This window comes from Rhodococcus sp. Ni2 (assembly GCF_021352185.1).
GTDB lineage: Bacteria > Actinomycetota > Actinomycetes > Mycobacteriales > Mycobacteriaceae > Rhodococcus_F > Rhodococcus_F qingshengii.
Map to the genome: position 1 here is coordinate 787,169 of NZ_WOXZ01000001.1, position 20,951 is coordinate 808,119.

Consider the following 20,951-nt stretch of genomic DNA (forward strand, 5'->3'; position numbering starts at 1 on the left):
CCGGAGGTCGATTCGACCACCCCTTTATTGACACTATGTCAACAGTGTGGATGATAGGTGGAGTCGGATCCGCTCGCGGGTCGCACTTCATCGATCGGGAGAATCACGATGACGCAAGGATCTACCGCAACCCGGACCGCAGAACGACGGTCCCCGTGGATGGACGACGAATTGGAGGCCGTGGCCGACCTGGCAAGGAACTTCTTCGCCAAACACGTCACACCGCATCAGAAACGCTTCGCGTCCCAAGGTTTTCCCGACAAATCCGCATATCGAGAACTCGGGGCGCTCGGGCTCGCCGGCATGTCGATCCCCACCGAGTACGGCGGCGGAGGAGGAACTTTCGCGCACGACGCCGTGCTGTTCCACGAGCAGGTCATGGCGGGTGATCATTCACTCCAACTCGGCGTGCACTCGGGAATCGTGCCGCACTACCTCAATGCCTACGCCGATCACGAGCACAAACTGCGCTGGCTACCGAAGCTGGTGAGTGGCGAGTGGGTGGGCGCAATCGCCATGACCGAGCCCGGCACCGGATCCGACTTGCAGAACATCACCACCCGAGCCGTCCGCGACGGTGACGACTATCTGATCAGCGGCGCAAAGACCTTCATCTCCAACGGTCGCAATTGTGATCTGGTGATCATTGCCGCCAAGACCGATCCCAGCCTCGGAGCGCGTGGAGTGTCGCTCATCGTGGCCGAGGTCGATGACAACACACCGGGTTTCGAGCGCGGGCGAATACTCGAGAAGGTCGGACAGAAGGGCCAGGACACCACCGAGCTGTTCTTCGACCGCTTGCGGGTGCCTGCAACAAACCTGCTCGGGGACCGCGAAGGCACAGGGTTTGCCCAGCTGATGCAGCAGCTACTGCCCGAACGATTGATCTGCGGAGTTGCAGCCACTGCGGCAATGGAGCGTGCAGTCGCCCTCACCGTCGAGTACACCAAATCCCGAAACATGTTCGGGCAAAAGCTCTTCGATCTGCAGAACACGCGCTTCGAACTTGCCGAGTGCGCGTCCATCGCTCGTATCTCACGAACGTTCATCGACGACTGCATCGTCAAATACCTTGCCGGGCAGCTCGATGCGACTACCGCCGCGATGGCCAAGTACTGGCTCACCGATCAGCAGTGCGCCGTGATCGACCGCTGCGTGCAACTACACGGCGGGTACGGCTACATACTCGAATATCCCATCGCTCAGATGTATGCCGACGCTCGTATTCAGCGAATCTACGCCGGATCGAACGAAGTCATGAAGGACCTCGTGGCGAGATCACTCTGAGCAATCAGGAATCCGCCTCGCACGCCGGCAGAACGTCACGCACGATGGCGAGCAAACTGCGTACCAGCAGAAGGTGCACCTGTTCGCGGTCGAGCGCTCCCGTCACCAACCACTGCTTACTGGCAGCCTTCGCCAAGCCTCCGTACGCCACGATCATCGAATGAACAGCAGCCTCGCTGCCTTCACTCGGTCGAATCTCGAGCGCATCCATCATGCGTCGCGCAGCAACGTCGTCAGCATCCTGCAGGATCCGATCCATCTCGGGATCACGGCGGAGGTCGTCGGACATGACTGTCGAGATCCACATGTCGCGATGACGCCAGGCGACGTCGAGCCACCGATCGATCACGGCGCCGATCCGCTTCTCCTGGCTCGCCGATCGCGGAATGCGGTCCACCGCCACTTCGGGAATGAAGACGAACCGCCGCACGACGTCGAGATACAACTCCCGCTTGGAGCCGAAGTAATGATTGAGCAGCGGACGTCCGACCCCAGCCGCCTTGGCCAACTCGGTCATCGAGACGTCGGCAAAAGACTTCTCCTCGAAAACCTTTGCCGCGCTGACAATGATCTGCTCACGCCGGTCTTCGGGACCGAGACGCCTTCCGCCTGTGGCCGACGCGGACGTCATTCTTTTCTCGCGGGCGTGCTGTTGACCGTCGCCTGCGCCTCGACCATGAGCGAAATGTGCTCCACCAAACGCTTTCGAGAGATCTTGGAGGACGGGGTGTGCGCCTGATAGATGAACGCGAGGGCACCGAACAGCCCCACCGAATTGAGTTCGGAGTTCGCGGAGTCGGTTGCCTCGCCGCCGTACATCAGCTCGAGCGACGCGGAAATCGGATTCGTGAACTCCGCCATCAATTCTCGCCCTCGATCCCACAGCGCAGGTTCCGCCTGGGATTCGACGAACATGATGCGTCCACGTCGAGGATCTTTGAATACGTAGTTGGTGAAGGCCTTCACCACGTGGCGGATCAGGGCCGACGGTTCGGAAGGCGCCGCCTCGAGAGCGTCCAGAATAGTGTCACGCGCACCGAGAACGACCTCGTCGAGCACGGCGACCAGCAGTTCGTCACGGTTGGCGAAGCTCTCGTAGAAGTACCGTTCGGTCAGCGCGGCCTCGCGGCAGGTCGCACGCATGGTCGCGGCGGCCGCTCCCTCGGTACCCATGATCTGCAACCCGGCTTCGATCAGCTGTGTCCGGCGCGCGGCGCGGCGATCTTCCGGTTCCTGCCCACGCCACCTGCGCGGGCCGGTGCGCCGAGCCTCGGTATCCGTCATGTCCCCATGTTCTCACTGACCGGCAGCGCTCTCGACCTCAGGTTATCGCGGCGACCTCCGCAAGCGAACTGACATCGCCCGATGTCAATCAGTTGAATTCTGACATCAACCGCTGTTGACATCACTTGATGTCAGACTTACTCTTCGTTCAGTTTGTTCACGCACCAATCAGGAGGCGTCACACATGGTCGACATCGACCCAACCTCGGGGCCATCGGCCGGTGACGAGGAAACTCGAACTCGCCGAACACGAGTCGTCGTCATCGGAGCCGGTTTCGGCGGCATCGGAACGGCTGTCCGCTTGAAGCAGTCCGGGATCGACGACTTCGTCGTTCTGGAACGTGCCGCGGAGCCCGGGGGAACCTGGCAGGTCAATACCTACCCCGGTGCACAGTGCGACATCCCGTCGATTCTGTACTCGTTCTCGTTTGCGCCAAATCCGAACTGGACGCGGCTGTATCCGCTACAGCCCGAGATCTACGACTATCTCCGGGATTGCGTCCATCGCTTCGGACTGGCCGGTCATTTCCACTGCAACCAGGACGTGACAGAAGCTTCGTGGGACGAGCAAGCCCAGATCTGGCGGGTACACACTGCGGAAACCGTGTGGGAGGCACAGTTCCTGGTCGCGGCCACCGGCCCGTTCAGTGCCCCCGCCACACCCGACCTTCCCGGGCTCGAATCGTTTCGTGGTCAGATGTTCCACACCGCGGACTGGAACCACGACCACGACCTTCGCGGTGAGCGGATAGCCGTGGTCGGCACCGGCGCCTCTGCGGTGCAGATCATCCCCAGACTGCAACCGCTCGCGGACACGTTGACCGTGTTCCAGCGGACACCGACGTGGATCCTGCCGCACCCGGATCAGCCGATGACCGGCTGGCCGAGCGCTCTCTTCGAGCGGGTGCCGCTCACCCAACGACTGGCACGCAAGGGACTTGACCTGCTCCAAGAAGCCCTGGTACCCGGATTCGTGTACAAGCCGTCACTGCTCAAAGGGCTGGCCGCACTCGGCCGAGCACACCTTCGCCGGCAGGTGCGGGACCCGGAGCTTCGCGCAAAGCTGCTCCCCCACTACGCATTCGGATGCAAGCGTCCGACGTTCTCGAACACCTACTATCCCGCGCTGGCGTCACCCAATGTGGAGGTGGTGACGGACGGAATCGTCGAGGTGCAGGAGCGCGGAGTCCTCACCGCGGACGGCGCCTTCCGGGAAGTCGACACCATAGTCATGGGAACCGGCTTTCGTATGGGAGACAACCCGTCGTTCGACATCATCCGGGGCAAGGACGGCCGCAGCCTCGCGCAGACGTGGAACGGCAGTGCCGAGGCCTTCCTCGGCACCACCATCAGCGGGTTTCCGAACTTCTTCATGATCCTCGGCCCCAATTCCGTGGTCTACACCTCGCAGGTCGTCACGATCGAAGCGCAGGTCGAGTACATCGTGAGCTGCATTCTTCAAATGGACGAGGGCGGCATCGGCAGTATCGACGTCCGGGCAGACGTGCAGAGAGAGTTCGTGCGCGCGACCGACCGCCGACTCGCCACCAGCGTGTGGAACGCCGGCGGGTGCAGTAGTTACTACCTCGTCGACGGCGGCCGCAATTACACCTTCTATCCAGGATTCAACCGATCCTTCCGCACCAGGACCAAACGAGCCGACCTCGCTCACTACGCGCAAGTACAACCCGTCTCGTCCGAATCACTCACCACTGCCCGAGAAACCGTGAGGAGCCGATAATGCTCGGCATCAACGCCTTCCGAGGCACACCCGTCGTCGCACCGTCCGGCGCGCGCCGCTACACCGACGAAGCACATGCGATCGCCGCCCGTGACGTCGAATTCGACTGGGACGGCGTACCACTGCATTACGTGCCGAACGAACCGATGGTCACCCACGTCATCAACTTCATGCATCTCGTGTTGCCCGAGGGAGAGCGGGCCATGTCCGCAACGCTCGCCGAAGCGCTCCCACTCATCGAGGACCCCCGCCTGCACGAAGAGGTGGTGGGATTCGTCGGCCAGGAAGCAACACACGCGTCGTCGCACAAAGGTGCACGCGAGCATCTTGCGGACCTCGGCATGGACATGAAACCGATGTCACGCCGGATGGACTGGCTCGTGGACAAGATATTGGGCGACAAAGGATTGACCGGAAAAGCCAAGCACGCCTGGCTCTGTGAACGTCTCGGCTTGTTTGCCGCGATGGAGCACTACACGGCGGTGGTCGGGGAATGGCTGCTCACCGATCCCGCCCTCGAAGATGCCGGCATGCACCCGACGATGCTCGACATGGTCAAGTGGCACGGCGCCGAGGAAGTCGAGCACCGCAACGTGGCCTTCGACGCCTACATGTACGTGGACGGTAGCTACGCCCGCCGCGTTCGCACGGCGCTGCTCGCCAGCTTCACGTTGTTCGTGTTGTTCATCGCCTCGATGAACTACCTCTTCCGGCAGGACCCGTCGAAGGCGAAGGGCCGCCTGTGGCCTCTGCAACTGATCAGCGCCACTCGCCGCGGCCTGGTCCCGAACATGAAATTCCTGATCACCGAGATTCCTCCGTATCTGCGGCCGAGCTTCCATCCGTCCCAGATCGGGGACATGGACGTAGCCATGCGCTACCTCGCTCGCTCACCTGCCGCCAATCGTTCTTCCGAAAAGAGTGAAGGATGAACAAGACGACTGCCGACCGTCCTCACGACGCACAAGACTTCACACCGACCCGGTCGTTGAGGATTGCCGCACAGGCGACGAGCGCATACCGTCGAATCTTTGCGTCAAGTCCTGCAGCGCAGATATTTTCGCGTCCCAACCCGGTCCGCTACAGCGGATTCGACATGACGCTGGACGTGAAGTCCGTCCGGTTCGAGTGCGCAGACGTCCTGAGTGTCACCTTGACCCCGAGGGAAGGAATCACCCTGCCGTCGTGGATTCCCGGCGCTCACCTAGACGTCATTCTCCCCTCGGGAAGGCAACGACAGTATTCGTTGTGCGGAGACCCCGACGACTTGACCTCGTATCGGATCGCCGTCCGGCGGATCGACGAGGGCGGGGGTGGCTCCCGCGAGATACACGAGTCGCTGAAACCCGGAATGGTTGTCGACGTACGGGGGCCGCGGAATGCATTTCCTTTTGTCACTGCTCCGTCGTACCTCTTTGTTGCGGGCGGAATCGGGATCACTCCGATACTTCCCATGGTGCAACGCTGTCACCGCCGCGGAGTCCCGTGGCGATTGGACTATCTCGGACGAACTCGGGCAGCTATGCCATTCCTGAACGAGATCGAGGAGTATTCCAGCGGCCGGGTAACCATCCGACCCGACGACGAGCTGGGTCCGACGGATATCGGAACACTCGTCGCTGCTGCGGATCCAGGTGCCGCGGTGTACACGTGCGGACCGGTTCCGCTGATGAACACGGTGCGTGCGGCAACTTTCGCCGCCAACCCGACCGGATCGGTGCACAGCGAGAGGTTCTCCCCACTCCCGGTAGTCGACGGCAAGGAGTTCACGGTGCATCTGGCGCGCACCGGTCTCACCGTCGATGTGGGCGAGTCCGAAAGTGCATTGGCTGCAATACGACGCGTACTTCCCGGAGTAGCGTATTCATGCCAACAGGGCTTCTGCGGTACATGCAAGGTCCGGGTGCTCTCCGGGACCGTCGAGCATCGAGACACCCTCCTCACCGAATCCGAACGTACTGGTTCGATGTTGACCTGTCGATCACGTTCCACCGGTGGGTCTTTGGTGGTGGACCTGTGAAGGGAAAATTCTCTCTTTCTGCGGCCGACGCAGCCTTCATCCGCTCCGCTCCGCTGGTGATCACTCACCGGATCGAATCCGAAGCGACATGTGAAAGCTTGTGGCAGACGTTGACCTCGGACGGAGCGCTCACGTCGTGGGCGCACGGGATCACCGGAGCCGACTGGACCTCGGACAGACCATTCGGCGTCGGGACTACGCGAACCGTGCGAGCCGGCGCTTTTGCTGCACTGAACGAGCGATTCTTCCGCTGGGACGAGGGGCGCCGGATGTCGTTCTACGTGGAGTCGGCGTCACTTCCGGGGTTCAAACGCTTCGCTGAAGATCTGGTGTTGGAACCGACTTCGACTGGCAGCCGCCTCACCTGGACGTTCGCTGTGCAAGCGCAGCCGTGGTTCGCCCCCATTCTGACTCTGTCCCGACCGATCCTCCAACGCGTCACCCGCGGCTGGGCCGACGGCGCCGTCCACCACACACTTCAAGGAACTCCACGATGACGGCGACCGAGATCGACACGACCACACAGGCGTCCGACGACACAGTGACACAGGCAGTGCGCGACGCCCGTACTGCTTCCGAATGGTGGGCAGAACTGACATTCGAGCAACGCGCTCGTCGACTGGATCGGTGGCGAGGAATCATCGCTCGTCGCGCATCCGAACTCGCCGACGTCGTGCACCGGGACATGGGCAAGCCGCACCCTGACGCAATGCTCGAAATCGCCATGGCACTAGAACATCTCGCGTGGGCGTCGAAGAATGCCCGAAAGGTATTGGGCAGGCGCAGCGTCCGCTCCAGTTTGTTGACGGTCAATCAGGCCGCCTCGGTGGAGTATCGACCTCTCGGGGTGATCGGTGTGATCGGTCCGTGGAACTATCCGGTCTTCACCCCACTCGGTTCGCTCTCGTTCTCGCTGGCTGCAGGCAACGCCGTGGTCTACAAGCCGAGTGAGTTCGCACCGGCAGTCGGGCAATGGTTGGGCCGCGCCTTCGCCGAGGTCGTCCCTGAACATCCTGTGCTGCAGGTCGTCACGGGCGATGGTTCGGTCGGCGCGGCACTGTGCCTGGCCGGTGTCGACAAGATCGGGTTCACCGGATCGACCGCGACGGGCAAGAAAGTCATGGCAGCGTGCGCCGAGACCCTCACACCGGTGTTGATGGAATGTGGTGGTAAGGACGCGCTCATCCTTGATGCCGACGGAAATGTCGGTGCCGCCGCGGATGCTGCGGTGTGGGGAGCATTGTCCAACTCCGGTCAAACCTGTCTGGGCGTCGAGCGTGTATACGTGCACGAACATGTCTACGGCGAGTTTATCGACAAGACAATCACTTTGGCTGCCCGAGTTCATGCGGGTCCGGATGCCGAAGACAAGATCGGTCCGATCACCATGCCCTCGCAAGTGGCTGTAATCCGGCGCCACATCGACGACGCGATGTCGCGGGGTGGACGTGTCGTTCTCGGAGGGCTCGGCTCGATCTCCGGCCAGTACGTGCAACCGACCATCATGGTCGACGTCCCCGAAGACAGCCTCGCCGTCACGGAGGAAACTTTCGGCCCGACGATGACGATCACCAAGGTCGCCTCGATGGACGAGGCGGTGGAGTTGGTCAATGCGTCGCCATACGCATTGGGAGCAAGCGTGTTCGGCAAGGACGGAGCGGCTGTTGCCGATCGGCTCCGATCCGGAGGAGCGTCGGTGAACTCTTACGTGATGTATGCCGCGGTTCCCAACCTGCCACTGGGTGGGGTCGGAGCATCTGGTTTCGGACGCGTTCACGGCCCAGATGGTCTGAAGGAGTTCACCTACGCTCGTTCGACGACCCGGCAACGATTCCGTTCGCCCCTACCACTGACGACGTTTCGACGGACCGCCCGAATCGACTGGCTGGTCAAGGTTCTCATCCGCGCGCTACACGGAAGGCACTGAAGCAATGACGGGACGCTTGTCCGCAATTGCGGGAACAGTCCGCGATCTGGGCATTCCACTGCCCGGACGCCGAATCGACTACGACGTCGCCGGGAAGGTCGTACTGATCACCGGTGGAGGTGACGGTATCGGTGCAGCGCTGGCGCGCACTCTCCACCGGCGTGGGGCCACCGTCGCACTGGTCGACGTCAACGAGAGTTCATTGGCAACGGCCGAGCGCTCATTCGAGTCACAGCGAGTCGTGACGGTGACGGCCGATGTCCGAGATCGGGACGGTATGAAAGCGGCCGCGCGCACGATCGTCGAGCAGCTGGGCAGAATCGACGTCGTGGTGGCCAACGCCGGAATCACCCCTCCCCCAGCAACATTGCGCCAGATCGATCCCGACGCCTTCGATCGTGTGCTCGACGTCAATCTCACCGGCGTCTTCAACACCGTGCATCCGACCATCGACGAGGTGATCCGCAACAGTGGGCACATCGTCGTCGTGTCATCGGCGGCGTCGTTCGCCCCCGGTTTGGGCGGCGCTTCGTACATGATCAGCAAGGCTGGGGTCGAAGCGCTCGGCCGGGCGCTGCGTCTCGAGGTTGCCGGCTACGGCGCTACTGCCGGCATCGCGTACTTCGGGATGGTGGATACACAACTTGCACGCGCAACACTCGACGACGACGAGATCGGGCGCAAACTCGACGCTCGACTACCTGGTCCCCTCCGTCATCGAATCTCCCCGGACCGTGCCGCCACCGTGATCGCCGACGCGATCGCGCGCCGCGCCGCCCGGACCCTTGCCCCCGCTGCCTGGGAACCCTGGGCGTGGGGACGCGGATTCATCAATGTCCTTGCCGACGGTTACCTGGCAAAAGACAAACAGGCACACGACCTGATCCGCGAACTCGAAGACAGAACCACCGCTGCGGCCCCGACGAATGCATCAGCCCTGCCAAAGGCATCCAGGAGAACATCATGACTACGTTGTGTGCAGCCTTCCAGCGAGTGTCGGCGGTAGCGCCCGACGCGGTGGCTTTGCGAGACATCGGCGATGCGCGAACACTGACGTGGCGCGCGTACGGCGAACAGGTTCGCGATGTTGCCGCGGGATTGGCCGGAATCGGCGTGGGACATGGCGATACGGTTGCATTGATGATGAGTAACCGCATCGAGTTCTACCCGATCGACGTCGGCGCCCAACACCTCGGCGCGACATCCTTCTCCATCTACAACACGTCGGCACCCGAAGCCATCCAGTACATCCTCGCCAATTCCGGTGCGCGAGTGCTCGTCTGCGAGGCCCAGTACGTGGATACCGTTCGCCGATCCGGTGCCACACTCGACACGATCGTGGTCGTCGACGCGCAACCGTCTGCCCAGCAGTCCGGCACCCTGACGCTGGAGCAGATGAAGTCCTCTGCTGCCGCCGATTTCGATTTCGAGAGCACCTGGCGTGCGGTGAAACCGAACGACGTCGCCACGTTGATCTACACCTCCGGCACGACCGGCAACCCCAAGGGCGTCGAGACGACTCATGCCTGTCTGTTGTTCGAAACCACCGCCGTCAGTGCTGTACTCCCCGTCGAGTTCGGTGACCGCATCACCTCGTACATGCCGTCGGCGCACATCGCCGATCGGCTCACCTGCCTGTACATGCAAATGGTGTTCGGCACCCAGATCACTGTCGTGCCGGATCCGAGCCAGGTAGCGGCTGCGCTTCCGGACTGTCGCCCCACGATCTGGGGCAGCGTCCCCCGTGTGTGGGAAAAGCTGAAGGTTGCAGTCGAATCGGCCGTCGCCAACGAACCGGACGACGCGCGGCGAGCGGCATTGCAGTGGGCACTCGACGTCGGTCGCACTCGGCTCGCACACTTGCGAGCCGGTGAAACAGTCCCCGCCGAACTGGAAGCGGACTACGCCCGAGCCGATGCAATGGTCCTCTCCGCTCTGCGTGCGAAACTCGGTTTTGCCGAACTGAAGTGGGCCATCTCTGGCGCCGCACCGATTCCGCCGGACACCTTGGCATTCTTTGCAGCCCTGGGAGTTCCGATCTCGGAGATCTGGGGAATGTCCGAGCTGACATGCATTGCGAGCACCGCACCGGCCGAGCCGACCAAGCTGGGAACGGTCGGAAAGTTGCTTCCAGGCATGGAAATGCGCATCGAGGCGGACGGTGAGCTACTGGTTCGAGGACCGTTGGTCATGAAGGGGTACCGCGGCGAACCGGCAAAAACGGCCGAAGCGATCAGTGCAGACGGTTGGCTTTCGACCGGAGACATCGTCACGGCCGACGCAGACGGATACCTCACGGTGATCGATCGCAAGAAGGAGCTGATCATCAATGCGTCGGGAAAGAACATGTCCCCCGCTGCCATCGAGACCGCAGTGAAGACGTCGTCGTCGTTGATCGGTGAGGTCGTGGCAGTCGGAGACGGCCGAAAGTTCAACACAGCGTTGATCACTCTCAGCGCCGACGCCGCGGTCGGAGCGGCACGCTCACTGGGACTTGCGGCCGAGGCCGCGGTACTCGCCAAGGACGCTCGGATCGTCGACATCGTTGCAACTGCTGTCGCCGAGGGAAACTCGCGTCTGTCGAGGGCCGAGCAGATCAAGCGGTTTCACGTACTCACCACGTTCTGGGAGCCAGGCGGCGACGAGCTGACACCGACGATGAAGCTCAGGCGCAAGCCGATAGCCGAGAAGTACGCGTCCGAAATTGCAGCCCTCTATGCGGATTCGGTCGTAGAGGACGTCTACGAGCCTGCGCCCTGCGCATAGATCAGCGTCTCGGTGGCCTTGACCACAAACGTAGCGGCCGATCCCGGAACCAGATCGAGCTCGGCCGCTGCGCTCGCCGTGATGTCGGCAGACAAGCCCGGCTGGCCGGCTTCGTCCTCGGCTCGGACTCGGACGACATCGCCTCGGTTTTCGATCTCCGCGATCGTGACCGCAAACGCGTTTCGTGGGCTCCCGTGAGGCGGATCCAGGTAGACCGACACTGCTCGCGGCTCGAAGACTGCCACGGCGGCACTGCCGGCCGGTAGGTCGGTCTCCGTCTGGCCCGCGATATCCACCCCGACCGGACTTCTGAGCATTCCGTCTCCGGCCATCGTGCCGCTGCGCAAGTTGATCCCTGCGATGCGTGCTGCAAATGCACTACGCGGGCGAGTCAGAACTGTTCGTACGTCACCACGTTCGACGACCCGGCCGCCGTCCAGCACGACAACGGTGTCGGCAAGGGCCAGCGCATCCAGAGCGTCGTGCGTGACGAGCACGGCCGTGCGATCTCCTGTTCGGAGCACTCTACGCAGCAACGACCGCAATGCCGGGGCGGAGGCGACGTCGAGCGCAGACATCGGTTCGTCGAGCAGGAGTAGTTCGGGTTCGGCAGCCAATGCCCTCGCCACTGCGACTCGTTGCGCTTGACCGCCGGAGAGCTGTGACGGCTTGCGGTCAGCCAATTCGGCGGCGTCGACTGCGTCGAGCCAGTGGCGCGCGGAATCGGCGGAATCGCGACGCGACCGCCCTGCACTGCGCGGCGCGAACGCCACGTTCGCGGCCGCACTGAGGTGGGGAAAGAGAAGTGCCTCTTGCGCGAGTAGAGCAGTGCCGCGCCGATGCGGCGCCAACGCGACTCCCCTACCGGTATCGGTGAGAACGCGGGAATTCAGTTCGATCAACCCACGCCGCGGGTGATGTAGTCCGGCAACCGCCGCCAGTACCGTCGACTTGCCTGCGCCGTTCGGTCCGAGGACAGCGGTCACCTCACCGGCCGCGACGTCGAACGTCGCAACGACGTCGCGCTCCGGAATCTCGATGTCGACGTGGAGGCCACTCACAACGAACCCGCCGATCCTCGTCCACGCACCGCAACCACGATGACCACCGCGACTACGACCAACACCAGCGAAAGCGCTACCGCTGCATCCGGATCGGTCTCACGCTGGAGATAGATTTCCAACGGCAGGGTACGCGTGACCCCTTGCAGACTTCCCGCGAACGTCAGCGTTGCACCGAACTCCCCCAGTGCGCGAGCGAAAGCCAGCACTGCCCCTGACACCAGACCGGGAAGCACCAGCGGCAAAGTCACCCGGCGAAGCACGGTGGTCGGGCGGGCTCCGAGCGTCGAGGCTACGGCCTCGTATCGTGTGCCCGCAGTGCGTAGCGCACCTTCGAGGCTGACGACGAGGAACGGTAGCGCGACAAACGTCTGCGCCAGGACCACCGCGGTTGTCGAGAATGCTATCTGGATGCCGAGCACTTCCAACTGCTCACCGATCAACCCTTTGCGCCCGAACGTGTACAGCAACGCGATACCGCCCACCACGGGCGGCAGAACCAGCGGGAGCAGAATCAAGGATCGAAGAACGGACAGTCCCCGAAAATGACTGCGCGCCAACACCGCGGCCATCGGTACGCCGAACAGGATGCACAGCAGCGTGCTCATCGCTGCTGTCTTCAAACTCAGTTTCAACGCGGCAACCGACGATTCGGAAGTCACGAGTTCCCAGAACTGCGACCACTGCACGGTGGCCAGCATCGCGGCCAAGGGAGCGATGACAAACGCCCCGCCGATCAGCGCGGGAAGGTAAATCCATACCGGCAACTCGAGCGGAGCCCGGACCGCCGGTCTTAGGTGTGTCACGGGGCAGCGAATCCCGCGTCACCCAGAACTGCCAAGCCCTTGGGGCCCTTCACGAGATCGACGAACTTGGTTGCCGTTTCCGAATTCTTCGAATCCTTCAGCACCGCAATCTGGTACAGGTTGACCACCGTGGTGGCTTCCGGGAACGCGACGGTCTGAACCTTGTCACCAGCGGACTTCGCGTCGGTGACGTAAACGATGCCGGCATCGGCCTGCCCGGACGTCACCTTGTTGAGAACGTCGGTCACCGACGATTCTTCGCTGACGGGCGAGAGGGTCTCGCCTGTGGCCGTCTCGACCTTCTTCGTAGCCGCGCCACAAGGGACCTGCGGAGCGCAGATCACCAGTTGCGTCCCCTCCTTTGCCAGATCGGCGAACGACGCGATGCCCTTCGGATTGCCCGGCGGCACAACAATCGTCAAGGTGTTGCTCGCGAAGTCCGAGGGCGACCCCGCGACGACGCCGGCGTCGGTGGCCTTGGTCATGTTGGCGGCGTCAGCCGAGGCGAACACGTCAGCCGGTGCGCCCTGGGTGATCTGAGCGACGAGGTCCGAGGACCCGGCAAAGCTGAATGTGACCGATGAACCGGGGTTCTCGGACTCGAATTCCTTGCCGAGTTCGGTGAAGCTGTTCTTGAGTGACGCCGCTGCGAAGACGGTGATGCTTCCCGTGGCACTATCACTGGAAGTGGTTGTGGTCGGAGCGGCCGACGACGTCTCCGACGAAGAATTGTCGGAGGAACTACAACCGGTCACCAGGGCAAGCGAAAAGGCACCTGCTGCAACAAGTCCGACTACACGCTTCACGAATTTCCTCCAGTATGTTCAAAAACTACGGCGTTTCCACGATGACCGTGGTGGCCTTCACGATTGCGACTCCGATACTCCCGACCTCGAGTCCGAGCTCCCGAACCGCGTCGGTACTCATCAACGAGACGACAGTGAAGGGCCCACACTGCATTTCGACCTGAGCCATCACCTTGTCGGTGACGACCTTGGTGACGAGGCCGGCGAACCGGTTGCGGGCCGAACTCGCACCCGTGAGCGGATCGGCCGGTGCGGGTCCGGCGTTGGACCGGGCGAAGCCCGCCAACTCGGCACCGTCGATGACCTTGCGGCCGGAGTCGTCCGTCGTCGCGGTGAGAAGCCCACCGTCGACCCACCGCCGGACGGTGTCGTCACTGACACCGAGCAGGCCGGCAGCTTCGCGGATTCGAATGTTGGGCACCAGGTGATCGTAGGTCGCAAGTGCGGACCTAACAAGCCGAAATGCTCCGCAGATGCGTGAACTAGTCAATCATGATCACGTATCTGCGGAGCATTGTCGATAGTTGCCGTAGACGAATCAGCGCATCATTCTTCTGCCCAGGGCACACGGCAGGAGTCGGTGCTGAACCCCTGCTCGGTAATCCCCAACGCCGAATACATCCGGGCGCGCATGTTTTCGAGCCCGATCTGATAGGTCAGTTCCACGACGCCCGCTCGCCCGAACCTGCGCTCGAGATCCGCGACCTGTTCGTCCGTCACCCCGTTCTCCCCATGGGGGTCACCGGTCATGGCGTCGGCGTAGGCGATCGCGGCCCGCTCGTCTTCGCTGTACTTCGATGAATCCCGGTAGTTCGCGATCTCTTTCAACTTGTCGATGTCCAAACCGTCCAAGCGCGAGAGCATCGTCCCGAAGTCGACACACCACGAGCAGCCGACAGTCCAGGCGACGCGATAGACGGCCAGTTCACGAATGTTCGACGGCAGTACCTTCGACGCCTTCTGCACAGCCATTTCGTGGCGGGCAGCCGCTACGAACAATTTCCGATGGTTGGCCAGGACGGCAAAGGGCTCGGGGACTTCGTCGTACTGCCTGGCGGCGAATTTGTATGCCACTTTGATCAACGGACTGGCTTCTGACGGTGTCACTGCGGGAATGCGAGTCATGGCAAGCCTCCGTATGTTCTGGGGCACCGGATTCGATGCTCTCTACAGAGTTGGACGATGGCGGCGATTCAAACGTGACAAGCACCGCGTCCGAGCGGATGTGAGGATGCGGTGTCAGCCGACTAAGCTGCAAAGATGCCTTCGACGCCCCGCAACCGCACCGTCTCGCGTCTGCAGCCGTTCGCATCCACGATCTTCGCCGAGATGACAGCGTTGGCCACACTTCACGACGCGGTCAACCTCGGTCAGGGCTTTCCGGATACCGACGGTCCTGCGGCCATGCTCGAGGTAGCGCGCCGAGCCATCGCCGAGGGCGTCAATCAATACCCGCCCGGTCCGGGCATGCCCGTCTTGCGTCAGGCCATCGCGGAGGATCGGCGCATCCGCTACGGACTCGACAGTGATCCCGACTCCGAAGTTCTGGTCACCGTCGGCGCCACCGAGGCGATCAGTGCTGCGATTCTCGGACTGGTCGAACCCGGCGAAGAAGTAGTGCTGATCGAGCCGTACTACGACTCCTACGCTGCATCCGTCGCGTTGGCAGGCGCTGTACGTCGCACAGTTCCGTTGGTAACCGCGGGAGACGGATTTGCGGTCGATCTCGATGCATTGCGCGGCGCGATCACCGCCAAGACGAAGATGCTGATCGTCAACAGTCCTCACAACCCCACCGGCACCGTATTCACCGATCACGAACTTCGAGCGATCGCCGAACTCGCGTGCGAACGCGACCTGATCGTGTTGAGCGACGAGGTCTACGAGCACTTGGTCTTCGACGGCCTCACCCACACACCGATGGCGTCGCTCCCGGGCATGCGTGAGCGCACCGTCACGGTGTCTAGTGCCGCAAAGACTTTCAATGTCACCGGCTGGAAAACCGGCTGGGCGATCGGCCCGCGCGAACTCATCGACGGAGTCCGTGCCGCCAAGCAGTTCATGTCATTTGTTGCCGGTGCACCGTTCCAACCGGCCGTTGCCTACGCGCTCACCAACGAACAGCCGTGGGTCGTCGAACTTCGACAGAGCTTGCAAGGCAAACGCGACGTGCTCGGTAAAGCTCTGACCGAGGCCGGTTTCACGGTGCATTCCGGTGGCGGCACGTACTTCCTCCTTGCCGACATCAGACCGTTGGGCGAAACCGATGCGGGAGATTTCTGCCGCGCACTGCCCGAGCGGATCGGCGTCGCGGCCGTTCCGGTCGACGTGTTCGCGGACAACCGCGACGATTGGAAGCACCTGGTGCGCTTCGCCTTCTGCAAGCAGGACCACATTCTGTCCGAAGCTGCACGCCGTCTCCACCTGCTCCAAGGAGCAGCGCACCCATGACAGCGCGGACCATCCCGACCGCATTCGTCCACCGCTATCTCGCGTTCTCGCCGGACAACGACGTCGATTTGTCGGGTGCACTGCGCGCTGCCGGGATCGACCTCGAGACACTGTCCGACCCGCGCGCCCGACTGACCCCGACTCAGGTCACCACGTTCATCCAATCCACGTGGCAGATCACCGACGACGAATTGTTCGGCCTCGGATCCGCCCCGGTCCCCCGTGGCACTTTCCGATTGATCTGCCTGACGTTGATCCATTGCCCTGATCTCGGATCGGCCTTCGCTCGAATGTCCGACGTGATCCGTGCGCTACCGGCTCTGGCCCCACTGTCGATCGAGAAGGGCGAGGAAAGCACTCGGGTGAGTTTCGCTGTCCGAGCTCGCGAAGGCGTCGCCGAACCTGATGTCGCAGAACGTGTCACAACCGATTTCGTCCTGATCTTGCTGCACCGATTTTCCGCATGGTTGATCGGAAAGCGCGTCCGACTTCGGGCGGTCGAATTTCCGTACTCGGCACCGGATGCACGGTTGGCGCAGGACTACGACTACATCTTCGGAGCGCCGGTCACCTTCGGCGCGCAGCGCGCGGCACTGGAGTTCGACAACTCGGCCATGCGTGCACCGATCATCCAAACCGAGGAGACGTTGGAGGAGTACCTCCGAGAATCTCCGATTCAGCTCATGTCCGAACGTGATTACGACAGCACTGCGTCGGCGCAGGTACGACGGGTCCTGGAACTCGGGGTGAAGGGGCGAACCTCCACTGCCGAGGAGATCGCCGAGATGCTTTCGATCAGCGTTCCCCATCTGCGTCGACTGCTGCGGCGTGACGGAACATCACTCAATCAACTACGCGAGGAAGTGCTCCGCGACGTAGCCATCGCTGGTTTGCGGCGCGGAGAATCCGTCGAAGTACTCTCGGCGCGATTGGGGTTCTCCGAGCCCAGCGCCTTCCGTCGGGCCTTCAAACGATGGACCGGCGACACTCCGAGTTCGTACCGCTAGCTGACGCAGAACTCGTTTCCTTCGGGATCGGTCATCGTGATCCACACGCTCGGCCCCTGCGCTCCTCGGTGCAGGATCGTCGCCCCCACCGTCTCGAGGTGCGCTGCGACATCCTCGCGCTTGTCGCCCACTCGTATGTCGAAATGGAGCCGGTTCTTCACCGTCTTCGATTCCGGAACCAGTTGGAACAGAACGCGGGGACGTTCGGGATGCTCCGGATCGCTGATGGCCGCACCTTCGCGCCAGACGAGGACTCCCTCGAACGTCGTGGTGTCGGATTCCTTGGCGTGACCAGCGGCGACGAGGCCCCTGATGAAGTCTTCGTCGCTGGGCTCCGCTGCCCACCCGAGTGCTGCGGCCCACCACTTCGCCTGTTCGTGCGGATGTGCCGAATCTACTGTGACTTGAAATTCGTATCCCATGTTCCGACGTTAACGCCGACCACCGACACCTAGTGAAGGTTCAGCCGAGCCCGGGCATCAGTCGACACTCTTGATGGTCTTCATGGTGATCAGCGATGTCACCCGCGAGACAGCCGGAAGCCCGCTGAGCTTGGTGACCATAAAGTTCTCATACGTCGCGAGATCTTTCACCGCGACGCGAATGAAGTAGTCGGGAATTCCGAACAATCTCCGACATTCGATCACTTCGTCGAAGGCGGCGACCTGGGATTCGAAGTCCTCGATGGTGGCCTGGTCGTTGACTCCGATCTCGGCGGTGACGATCACCTGAAATCCTCGACCGAGCGCTTCCTGACTGACGATCGCCCGGTACCCGGTGATGATTCCGTCGGCTTCGAGCTTCTTCACCCGACGCAGGCAAGGTGAGGGTGTCAGACCCACCAGATCCGCCAACTCGGTGTTGGTCAAACTCGAGTCCTGGCGTAGGTGAAACAAAATTGCGTCATCCATGGCATCCATCGCACTATTATTGCGCACTGTTCAATATGTGGGCATTCTGAGCAATCGATCACCTCGATCTTTGTTATAGATTTGCGTCGTGATCGAACCAGCATCGTCGACGGCCGCACCGGCCGTCGAACTCCCACCGCGAACCCCGGCGTGGCGGCACGCCTTCCAGCTGTCGCTACCGGTTGGATTCGGCCTGCTCCCACTCGGGATCGCACTTGGCGTTCTTGTGGTCCAACAAGGGCTCAGCCCTTGGTGGGCAGTCGCTTTCACCTCGCTGATCTACGCAGGATCGCTGGAGTTTCTCGCGGTCGGAATGGTCGCGGCCATGACACCGCTGCCGTACGTCGCTCTGACCGCACTGCTGGTCAACTTTCGACATGTGTTCTACGCCTTGAGTTTTCCGCTGGAAAAGATTCGCAACCCCTTCGCCCGCTTCTACAGCATGTTCGCGCTGACCGACGAGGCCTATGCGATGTCGGTAACTGCCGATCCCAAGGCACTCACCGGACGCGTCATCGTCTACTCCCAGCTGTACCTGCACGGCTACTGGATCGGTGGCGCGATTCTGGGCGCGACGGCAGGACAGTGGATTCCGGACTCGATCGTCGGCCTCGACTTCGCCCTGACGGCGTTGTTCGTCGTCCTCTCGATCGAAGCGATTCGCGCACAAAACGGATTCGCGGTGCCGGTCGCCGCGGTCACCTGCGCTCTGGTCGCCCGGCTCGCCGCGCCGGACCACATGCTGCCAATTGCGATGGGCGCATTCGTGCTCTTCCTGATCGGGCGCTTTGTCTACGACTCACGAAAGGCGAAGATCGATGCCTGACACCTCGTACATCTTTGCGGCGGTCGCAGTCATGGCCGTGGTCACCTTCGCGCTGCGCGCAATCCCCTTCGCCGCGCTCATGCCGCTGCGCTCCTCCGCCCTGGTCGGCTACCTCGGCATCTACATGCCGGCAGGCGTCATGTTGATCCTCGTGATGTATTCACTCAAAGGGGTGTCGATCACCGCCCCTTCTCACGGCCTACCCGAACTGATTGCAGTGTGCGCCACAATCGCCGCGCACCTCTGGCGAAAGAATGCCGTCCTGAGCATCGTCGTCGGAACGACGATCTACGTTGCGCTGGTCAATACCGTGTTCGCCTGAGCAATTCCCATCCGGGAGCAAAGCAGCTTTACTCCCGGATGGGTGATTTGTAACCTCCAGGCGCTTATCTGAACAGTTGAACACTTATACGATTTCAGTAGCGTGGCCGCCGGCCGCGACTGAAAGATCGGTGAGGTTCGATGTCCACGACAATGACCACGACGGGCACTCGAATCGCCGGTGCTTGGCACAGTCTGGATCGAGGCCAGCGTCGAAGCATCATCGGGATGACCGTCACCGTCGTAGCGCTCAACGTCGTCGGGTGGGCAGTTCTTCTCGGCCTGGTTGTCCCCGGCCACTACACGATCGAAGGCAGTGTCTTCGGCGTCGGACTCGGTGTCACGGCGTACACGCTCGGCATGCGCCATGCTTTCGACGCCGATCACATCGCCGCTATCGACAACACCACTCGGAAGTTGGTGGCGGACGGCAAGAAACCGATGTCCGTCGGGTTCTGGTTTTCGCTCGGACACTCGACCATCGTCTTCGTACTCGTCGCCCTCTTGGCTTTGGGTGTGCGGCAACTGGCCACCAGCCTTTCCGACGACAACTCCGATCTGGAGAAGTGGACCGGCTTGTTCGGCACCACCATTTCCGGCACGTTCCTGATTTTGATCGGAATCTTGAACCTTGTCTCTCTCATCGGGATTCATCGGGTGTACACGAAGTACAAGGCCGGAACCTTCGACGAGGAACAACTCGAGAAGGAACTCGACAGCCGTGGCGCCCTGAACAAGATTCTGGGCCCGGTGATGAAGATGGTTCGCAAGCCCTGGCACATGTACCCGGTCGGCCTACTGTTCGGATTGGGATTCGACACCGTCACCGAAGTCGGGCTGTTGGTGATCGCCGGCGGCGCGGCGGCGACAGGGCTCCCGTGGTATTCGATCCTCGTTCTGCCGATCCTCTTCTGCGCCGGGATGTCGCTTTTCGACTCGATCGACGGATCGTTCATGAACTTCGCCTACGGTTGGGCATTTGCTCAGCCGGTCCGAAAGATCTACTACAACATGGTGATCACCGGACTCTCGGTGGCAGTCGCCCTGCTGATCGGGTCCCAGGAAATCATCTCGATTTTCACCGACAAACTCGACATTCACGACGGGTTTCTCGGCGCCATCGGGAACTTGGATCTCGGCGCGATGGGCTTCATCATCGTCGGACTCTTTGTCGCCACCTGGCTGATTGCTCTACTCGTGTGGCGGTACGGCCGCATCGAAGAACGGTGGCAGGCTCAGTCCGGTGCAGCAGTAGCACGACGAGCGACAGCAGACGAAGCGATGTGAGTTCGACTCGGTCTACGCAGAATCATGGGCCACCCGAAAGCGAATAGCTGATGTACGTCTCGCCCCATTTCAGGTACGCGCTCGACGTCGCCTGGCCGCGGATCTGGTCGTTCTGCCACTGGTAGACAGCGCGCCACGGAAATACGGAACTCACTTGTTCCAAGGTGTACTGCTCACGATGGCCCTGCGCGAATCGCTGTTCGAGATCTTCACGAGTGCGCGGCGGGAAATTGCTGATCAGGTAGGTCGGGCCGAGAGACTCGATGCGCCCTGGCGGCGCAAAGACATCAGCGCTGCGATAAGTGAAGGCCAGATAGAGGTAGGCCGCCACCACAATCGTTGCCAGCGCTACCGCGCCGGTCTTGAATGCACGTCGAAGCAGGGTCGGCATGGCTCACAGTACAATCCAATTCTCCTGTCGAGCACATTCAGTGCGTTTCCCACATTTAT

Annotated in this window: 23 protein-coding genes; 13 read left to right on the top strand and 10 right to left on the bottom strand. The window is 61.9% G+C overall.

Going from position 1 to position 20,951, the window contains the following annotated elements:
- The first annotated feature begins 108 nt into the window (after positions 1–108).
- The gene (locus GN300_RS03700; RefSeq protein WP_047271188.1) at positions 109–1,287 is read left to right on the top strand and encodes an acyl-CoA dehydrogenase family protein; all 1,179 of its coding nucleotides are present in this window, start codon (positions 109–111) and stop codon (positions 1,285–1,287) included.
- 4 nt (positions 1,288–1,291) lie between these two features.
- Here the strand turns inward: GN300_RS03700 and GN300_RS03705 are convergent, their stop codons facing one another.
- On the bottom strand, positions 1,292–1,918 hold the full coding sequence (locus GN300_RS03705; protein WP_030535343.1) for a TetR/AcrR family transcriptional regulator: 627 nt from the start codon (positions 1,916–1,918) through the stop codon (positions 1,292–1,294).
- The gene (locus GN300_RS03710) at positions 1,915–2,571 is read right to left on the bottom strand and encodes a TetR/AcrR family transcriptional regulator (protein ID WP_007733534.1); all 657 of its coding nucleotides are present in this window, start codon (positions 2,569–2,571) and stop codon (positions 1,915–1,917) included. Before GN300_RS03710 ends, GN300_RS03705 begins: the two co-directional genes overlap by 4 nt.
- A gap of 184 nt (positions 2,572–2,755) precedes the next feature.
- Between GN300_RS03710 and GN300_RS03715 the strand changes: the two genes are divergently transcribed.
- From GN300_RS03715 to fadD11, 7 genes are read left to right on the top strand one after another with little or no spacing between them, the layout of a single operon-like run.
- A complete protein-coding gene (locus GN300_RS03715; protein WP_054782246.1) occupies positions 2,756–4,312 on the top strand; it encodes an NAD(P)/FAD-dependent oxidoreductase in 1,557 nt (518 codons plus the stop codon).
- Positions 4,312–5,244 carry a metal-dependent hydrolase gene (locus tag GN300_RS03720; protein WP_003940129.1) on the top strand — a complete coding sequence of 311 codons (933 nt, stop codon included), beginning with the start codon at positions 4,312–4,314 and terminating at the stop codon, positions 5,242–5,244. Before GN300_RS03715 ends, GN300_RS03720 begins: the two co-directional genes overlap by 1 nt.
- A complete protein-coding gene (locus tag GN300_RS03725; RefSeq protein ID WP_063315897.1) occupies positions 5,241–6,332 on the top strand; it encodes a PDR/VanB family oxidoreductase in 1,092 nt (363 codons plus the stop codon). Before GN300_RS03720 ends, GN300_RS03725 begins: the two co-directional genes overlap by 4 nt.
- A complete protein-coding gene (locus tag GN300_RS03730) occupies positions 6,329–6,829 on the top strand; it encodes an SRPBCC family protein (RefSeq protein WP_007733538.1) in 501 nt (166 codons plus the stop codon). Before GN300_RS03725 ends, GN300_RS03730 begins: the two co-directional genes overlap by 4 nt.
- Positions 6,826–8,259 (top strand): aldehyde dehydrogenase family protein, encoded by a 1,434-nt coding sequence (locus GN300_RS03735; RefSeq protein WP_063315896.1) that lies wholly within the window; start codon positions 6,826–6,828, stop codon positions 8,257–8,259. The genes GN300_RS03730 and GN300_RS03735 overlap by 4 nt, the downstream gene beginning before the upstream one ends.
- A gap of 4 nt (positions 8,260–8,263) precedes the next feature.
- A complete protein-coding gene (locus GN300_RS03740; RefSeq protein WP_030535339.1) occupies positions 8,264–9,226 on the top strand; it encodes an SDR family oxidoreductase in 963 nt (320 codons plus the stop codon).
- On the top strand, positions 9,223–11,025 hold the full coding sequence (fadD11, locus tag GN300_RS03745; RefSeq protein WP_063315895.1) for a fatty acid--CoA ligase FadD11: 1,803 nt from the start codon (positions 9,223–9,225) through the stop codon (positions 11,023–11,025). The genes GN300_RS03740 and fadD11 overlap by 4 nt, the downstream gene beginning before the upstream one ends.
- On the opposite strand, the gene GN300_RS03750 is transcribed toward fadD11, so the two are convergent.
- The 5 genes from GN300_RS03750 to GN300_RS03770 form a co-directional block, all read right to left on the bottom strand.
- Positions 11,001–12,086, bottom strand: coding sequence for a sulfate/molybdate ABC transporter ATP-binding protein (locus tag GN300_RS03750; protein ID WP_007733546.1), 1,086 nt, complete (start codon positions 12,084–12,086; stop codon positions 11,001–11,003). The two genes, fadD11 and GN300_RS03750, sit on opposite strands and share 25 nt — an antisense overlap.
- Positions 12,083–12,892 carry an ABC transporter permease gene (locus tag GN300_RS03755; RefSeq protein WP_063315894.1) on the bottom strand — a complete coding sequence of 270 codons (810 nt, stop codon included), beginning with the start codon at positions 12,890–12,892 and terminating at the stop codon, positions 12,083–12,085. Before GN300_RS03755 ends, GN300_RS03750 begins: the two co-directional genes overlap by 4 nt.
- The gene (gene modA / locus GN300_RS03760; RefSeq protein ID WP_042451258.1) at positions 12,889–13,698 is read right to left on the bottom strand and encodes a molybdate ABC transporter substrate-binding protein; all 810 of its coding nucleotides are present in this window, start codon (positions 13,696–13,698) and stop codon (positions 12,889–12,891) included. The genes GN300_RS03755 and modA overlap by 4 nt, the downstream gene beginning before the upstream one ends.
- A 25-nt stretch (positions 13,699–13,723) precedes the next feature.
- Positions 13,724–14,119: a molybdopterin-binding protein gene (locus GN300_RS03765; protein ID WP_003940157.1), complete on the bottom strand. Its 396-nt coding sequence runs from the start codon at positions 14,117–14,119 to the stop codon at positions 13,724–13,726.
- Between the two features lie 125 nt (positions 14,120–14,244).
- Positions 14,245–14,823, bottom strand: a complete 579-nt coding sequence (locus tag GN300_RS03770) for a carboxymuconolactone decarboxylase family protein (RefSeq protein ID WP_007733549.1) — start codon at positions 14,821–14,823, stop codon at positions 14,245–14,247.
- 135 nt (positions 14,824–14,958) lie between these two features.
- Between GN300_RS03770 and GN300_RS03775 the strand changes: the two genes are divergently transcribed.
- Both GN300_RS03775 and GN300_RS03780 read left to right on the top strand, forming a co-directional pair.
- A complete protein-coding gene (locus GN300_RS03775; protein ID WP_003939670.1) occupies positions 14,959–16,149 on the top strand; it encodes a pyridoxal phosphate-dependent aminotransferase in 1,191 nt (396 codons plus the stop codon).
- On the top strand, positions 16,146–17,156 hold the full coding sequence (locus GN300_RS03780; RefSeq protein ID WP_030535335.1) for an AraC family transcriptional regulator: 1,011 nt from the start codon (positions 16,146–16,148) through the stop codon (positions 17,154–17,156). Before GN300_RS03775 ends, GN300_RS03780 begins: the two co-directional genes overlap by 4 nt.
- Here the strand turns inward: GN300_RS03780 and GN300_RS03785 are convergent.
- Positions 17,153–17,578 carry a VOC family protein gene (locus GN300_RS03785; protein ID WP_003940409.1) on the bottom strand — a complete coding sequence of 142 codons (426 nt, stop codon included), beginning with the start codon at positions 17,576–17,578 and terminating at the stop codon, positions 17,153–17,155. The genes GN300_RS03780 and GN300_RS03785 overlap by 4 nt on opposite strands.
- Before the next feature lie 57 nt (positions 17,579–17,635).
- Positions 17,636–18,076 (bottom strand): Lrp/AsnC family transcriptional regulator, encoded by a 441-nt coding sequence (locus GN300_RS03790; RefSeq protein ID WP_020970517.1) that lies wholly within the window; start codon positions 18,074–18,076, stop codon positions 17,636–17,638.
- 79 nt (positions 18,077–18,155) lie between these two features.
- Between GN300_RS03790 and GN300_RS03795 the strand changes: the two genes are divergently transcribed.
- The 3 genes from GN300_RS03795 (at position 18,156) to GN300_RS03805 (ending at position 20,501) form a co-directional block, all read left to right on the top strand.
- Positions 18,156–18,893, top strand: coding sequence for an AzlC family ABC transporter permease (locus GN300_RS03795; RefSeq protein WP_003940360.1), 738 nt, complete (start codon positions 18,156–18,158; stop codon positions 18,891–18,893).
- Positions 18,886–19,215: a branched-chain amino acid transporter permease gene (locus GN300_RS03800; protein WP_003940007.1), complete on the top strand. Its 330-nt coding sequence runs from the start codon at positions 18,886–18,888 to the stop codon at positions 19,213–19,215. Before GN300_RS03795 ends, GN300_RS03800 begins: the two co-directional genes overlap by 8 nt.
- Positions 19,216–19,355: 140 nt before the next feature.
- The gene (locus GN300_RS03805) at positions 19,356–20,501 is read left to right on the top strand and encodes a HoxN/HupN/NixA family nickel/cobalt transporter (RefSeq protein WP_007733551.1); all 1,146 of its coding nucleotides are present in this window, start codon (positions 19,356–19,358) and stop codon (positions 20,499–20,501) included.
- Positions 20,502–20,523: 22 nt separating this feature from the next.
- Here the strand turns inward: GN300_RS03805 and GN300_RS03810 are convergent, their stop codons facing one another.
- Positions 20,524–20,892 carry a hypothetical protein gene (locus tag GN300_RS03810; RefSeq protein WP_050654738.1) on the bottom strand — a complete coding sequence of 123 codons (369 nt, stop codon included), beginning with the start codon at positions 20,890–20,892 and terminating at the stop codon, positions 20,524–20,526.
- Between the last annotated feature and the right edge of the window lie 59 nt (positions 20,893–20,951).

Coding starts and splice junctions, on each gene's coding strand:
- GN300_RS03700 (WP_047271188.1), top strand. CDS start 109: ATGACGCAAGGATCTACCGCAACCCGGACCGCAGAACGACGGTCCCCG.
- GN300_RS03705 (WP_030535343.1), bottom strand. CDS start 1,918: ATGACGTCCGCGTCGGCCACAGGCGGAAGGCGTCTCGGTCCCGAAGAC.
- GN300_RS03710 (WP_007733534.1), bottom strand. CDS start 2,571: ATGACGGATACCGAGGCTCGGCGCACCGGCCCGCGCAGGTGGCGTGGG.
- GN300_RS03715 (WP_054782246.1), top strand. CDS start 2,756: ATGGTCGACATCGACCCAACCTCGGGGCCATCGGCCGGTGACGAGGAA.
- GN300_RS03720 (WP_003940129.1), top strand. CDS start 4,312: ATGCTCGGCATCAACGCCTTCCGAGGCACACCCGTCGTCGCACCGTCC.
- GN300_RS03725 (WP_063315897.1), top strand. CDS start 5,241: ATGAACAAGACGACTGCCGACCGTCCTCACGACGCACAAGACTTCACA.
- GN300_RS03735 (WP_063315896.1), top strand. CDS start 6,826: ATGACGGCGACCGAGATCGACACGACCACACAGGCGTCCGACGACACA.
- GN300_RS03740 (WP_030535339.1), top strand. CDS start 8,264: ATGACGGGACGCTTGTCCGCAATTGCGGGAACAGTCCGCGATCTGGGC.
- fadD11 (WP_063315895.1), top strand. CDS start 9,223: ATGACTACGTTGTGTGCAGCCTTCCAGCGAGTGTCGGCGGTAGCGCCC.
- GN300_RS03770 (WP_007733549.1), bottom strand. CDS start 14,823: ATGACTCGCATTCCCGCAGTGACACCGTCAGAAGCCAGTCCGTTGATC.
- GN300_RS03775 (WP_003939670.1), top strand. CDS start 14,959: ATGCCTTCGACGCCCCGCAACCGCACCGTCTCGCGTCTGCAGCCGTTC.
- GN300_RS03780 (WP_030535335.1), top strand. CDS start 16,146: ATGACAGCGCGGACCATCCCGACCGCATTCGTCCACCGCTATCTCGCG.
- GN300_RS03785 (WP_003940409.1), bottom strand. CDS start 17,578: ATGGGATACGAATTTCAAGTCACAGTAGATTCGGCACATCCGCACGAA.
- GN300_RS03790 (WP_020970517.1), bottom strand. CDS start 18,076: ATGGATGCCATGGATGACGCAATTTTGTTTCACCTACGCCAGGACTCG.
- GN300_RS03800 (WP_003940007.1), top strand. CDS start 18,886: ATGCCTGACACCTCGTACATCTTTGCGGCGGTCGCAGTCATGGCCGTG.
- GN300_RS03805 (WP_007733551.1), top strand. CDS start 19,356: ATGTCCACGACAATGACCACGACGGGCACTCGAATCGCCGGTGCTTGG.
- GN300_RS03810 (WP_050654738.1), bottom strand. CDS start 20,892: ATGCCGACCCTGCTTCGACGTGCATTCAAGACCGGCGCGGTAGCGCTG.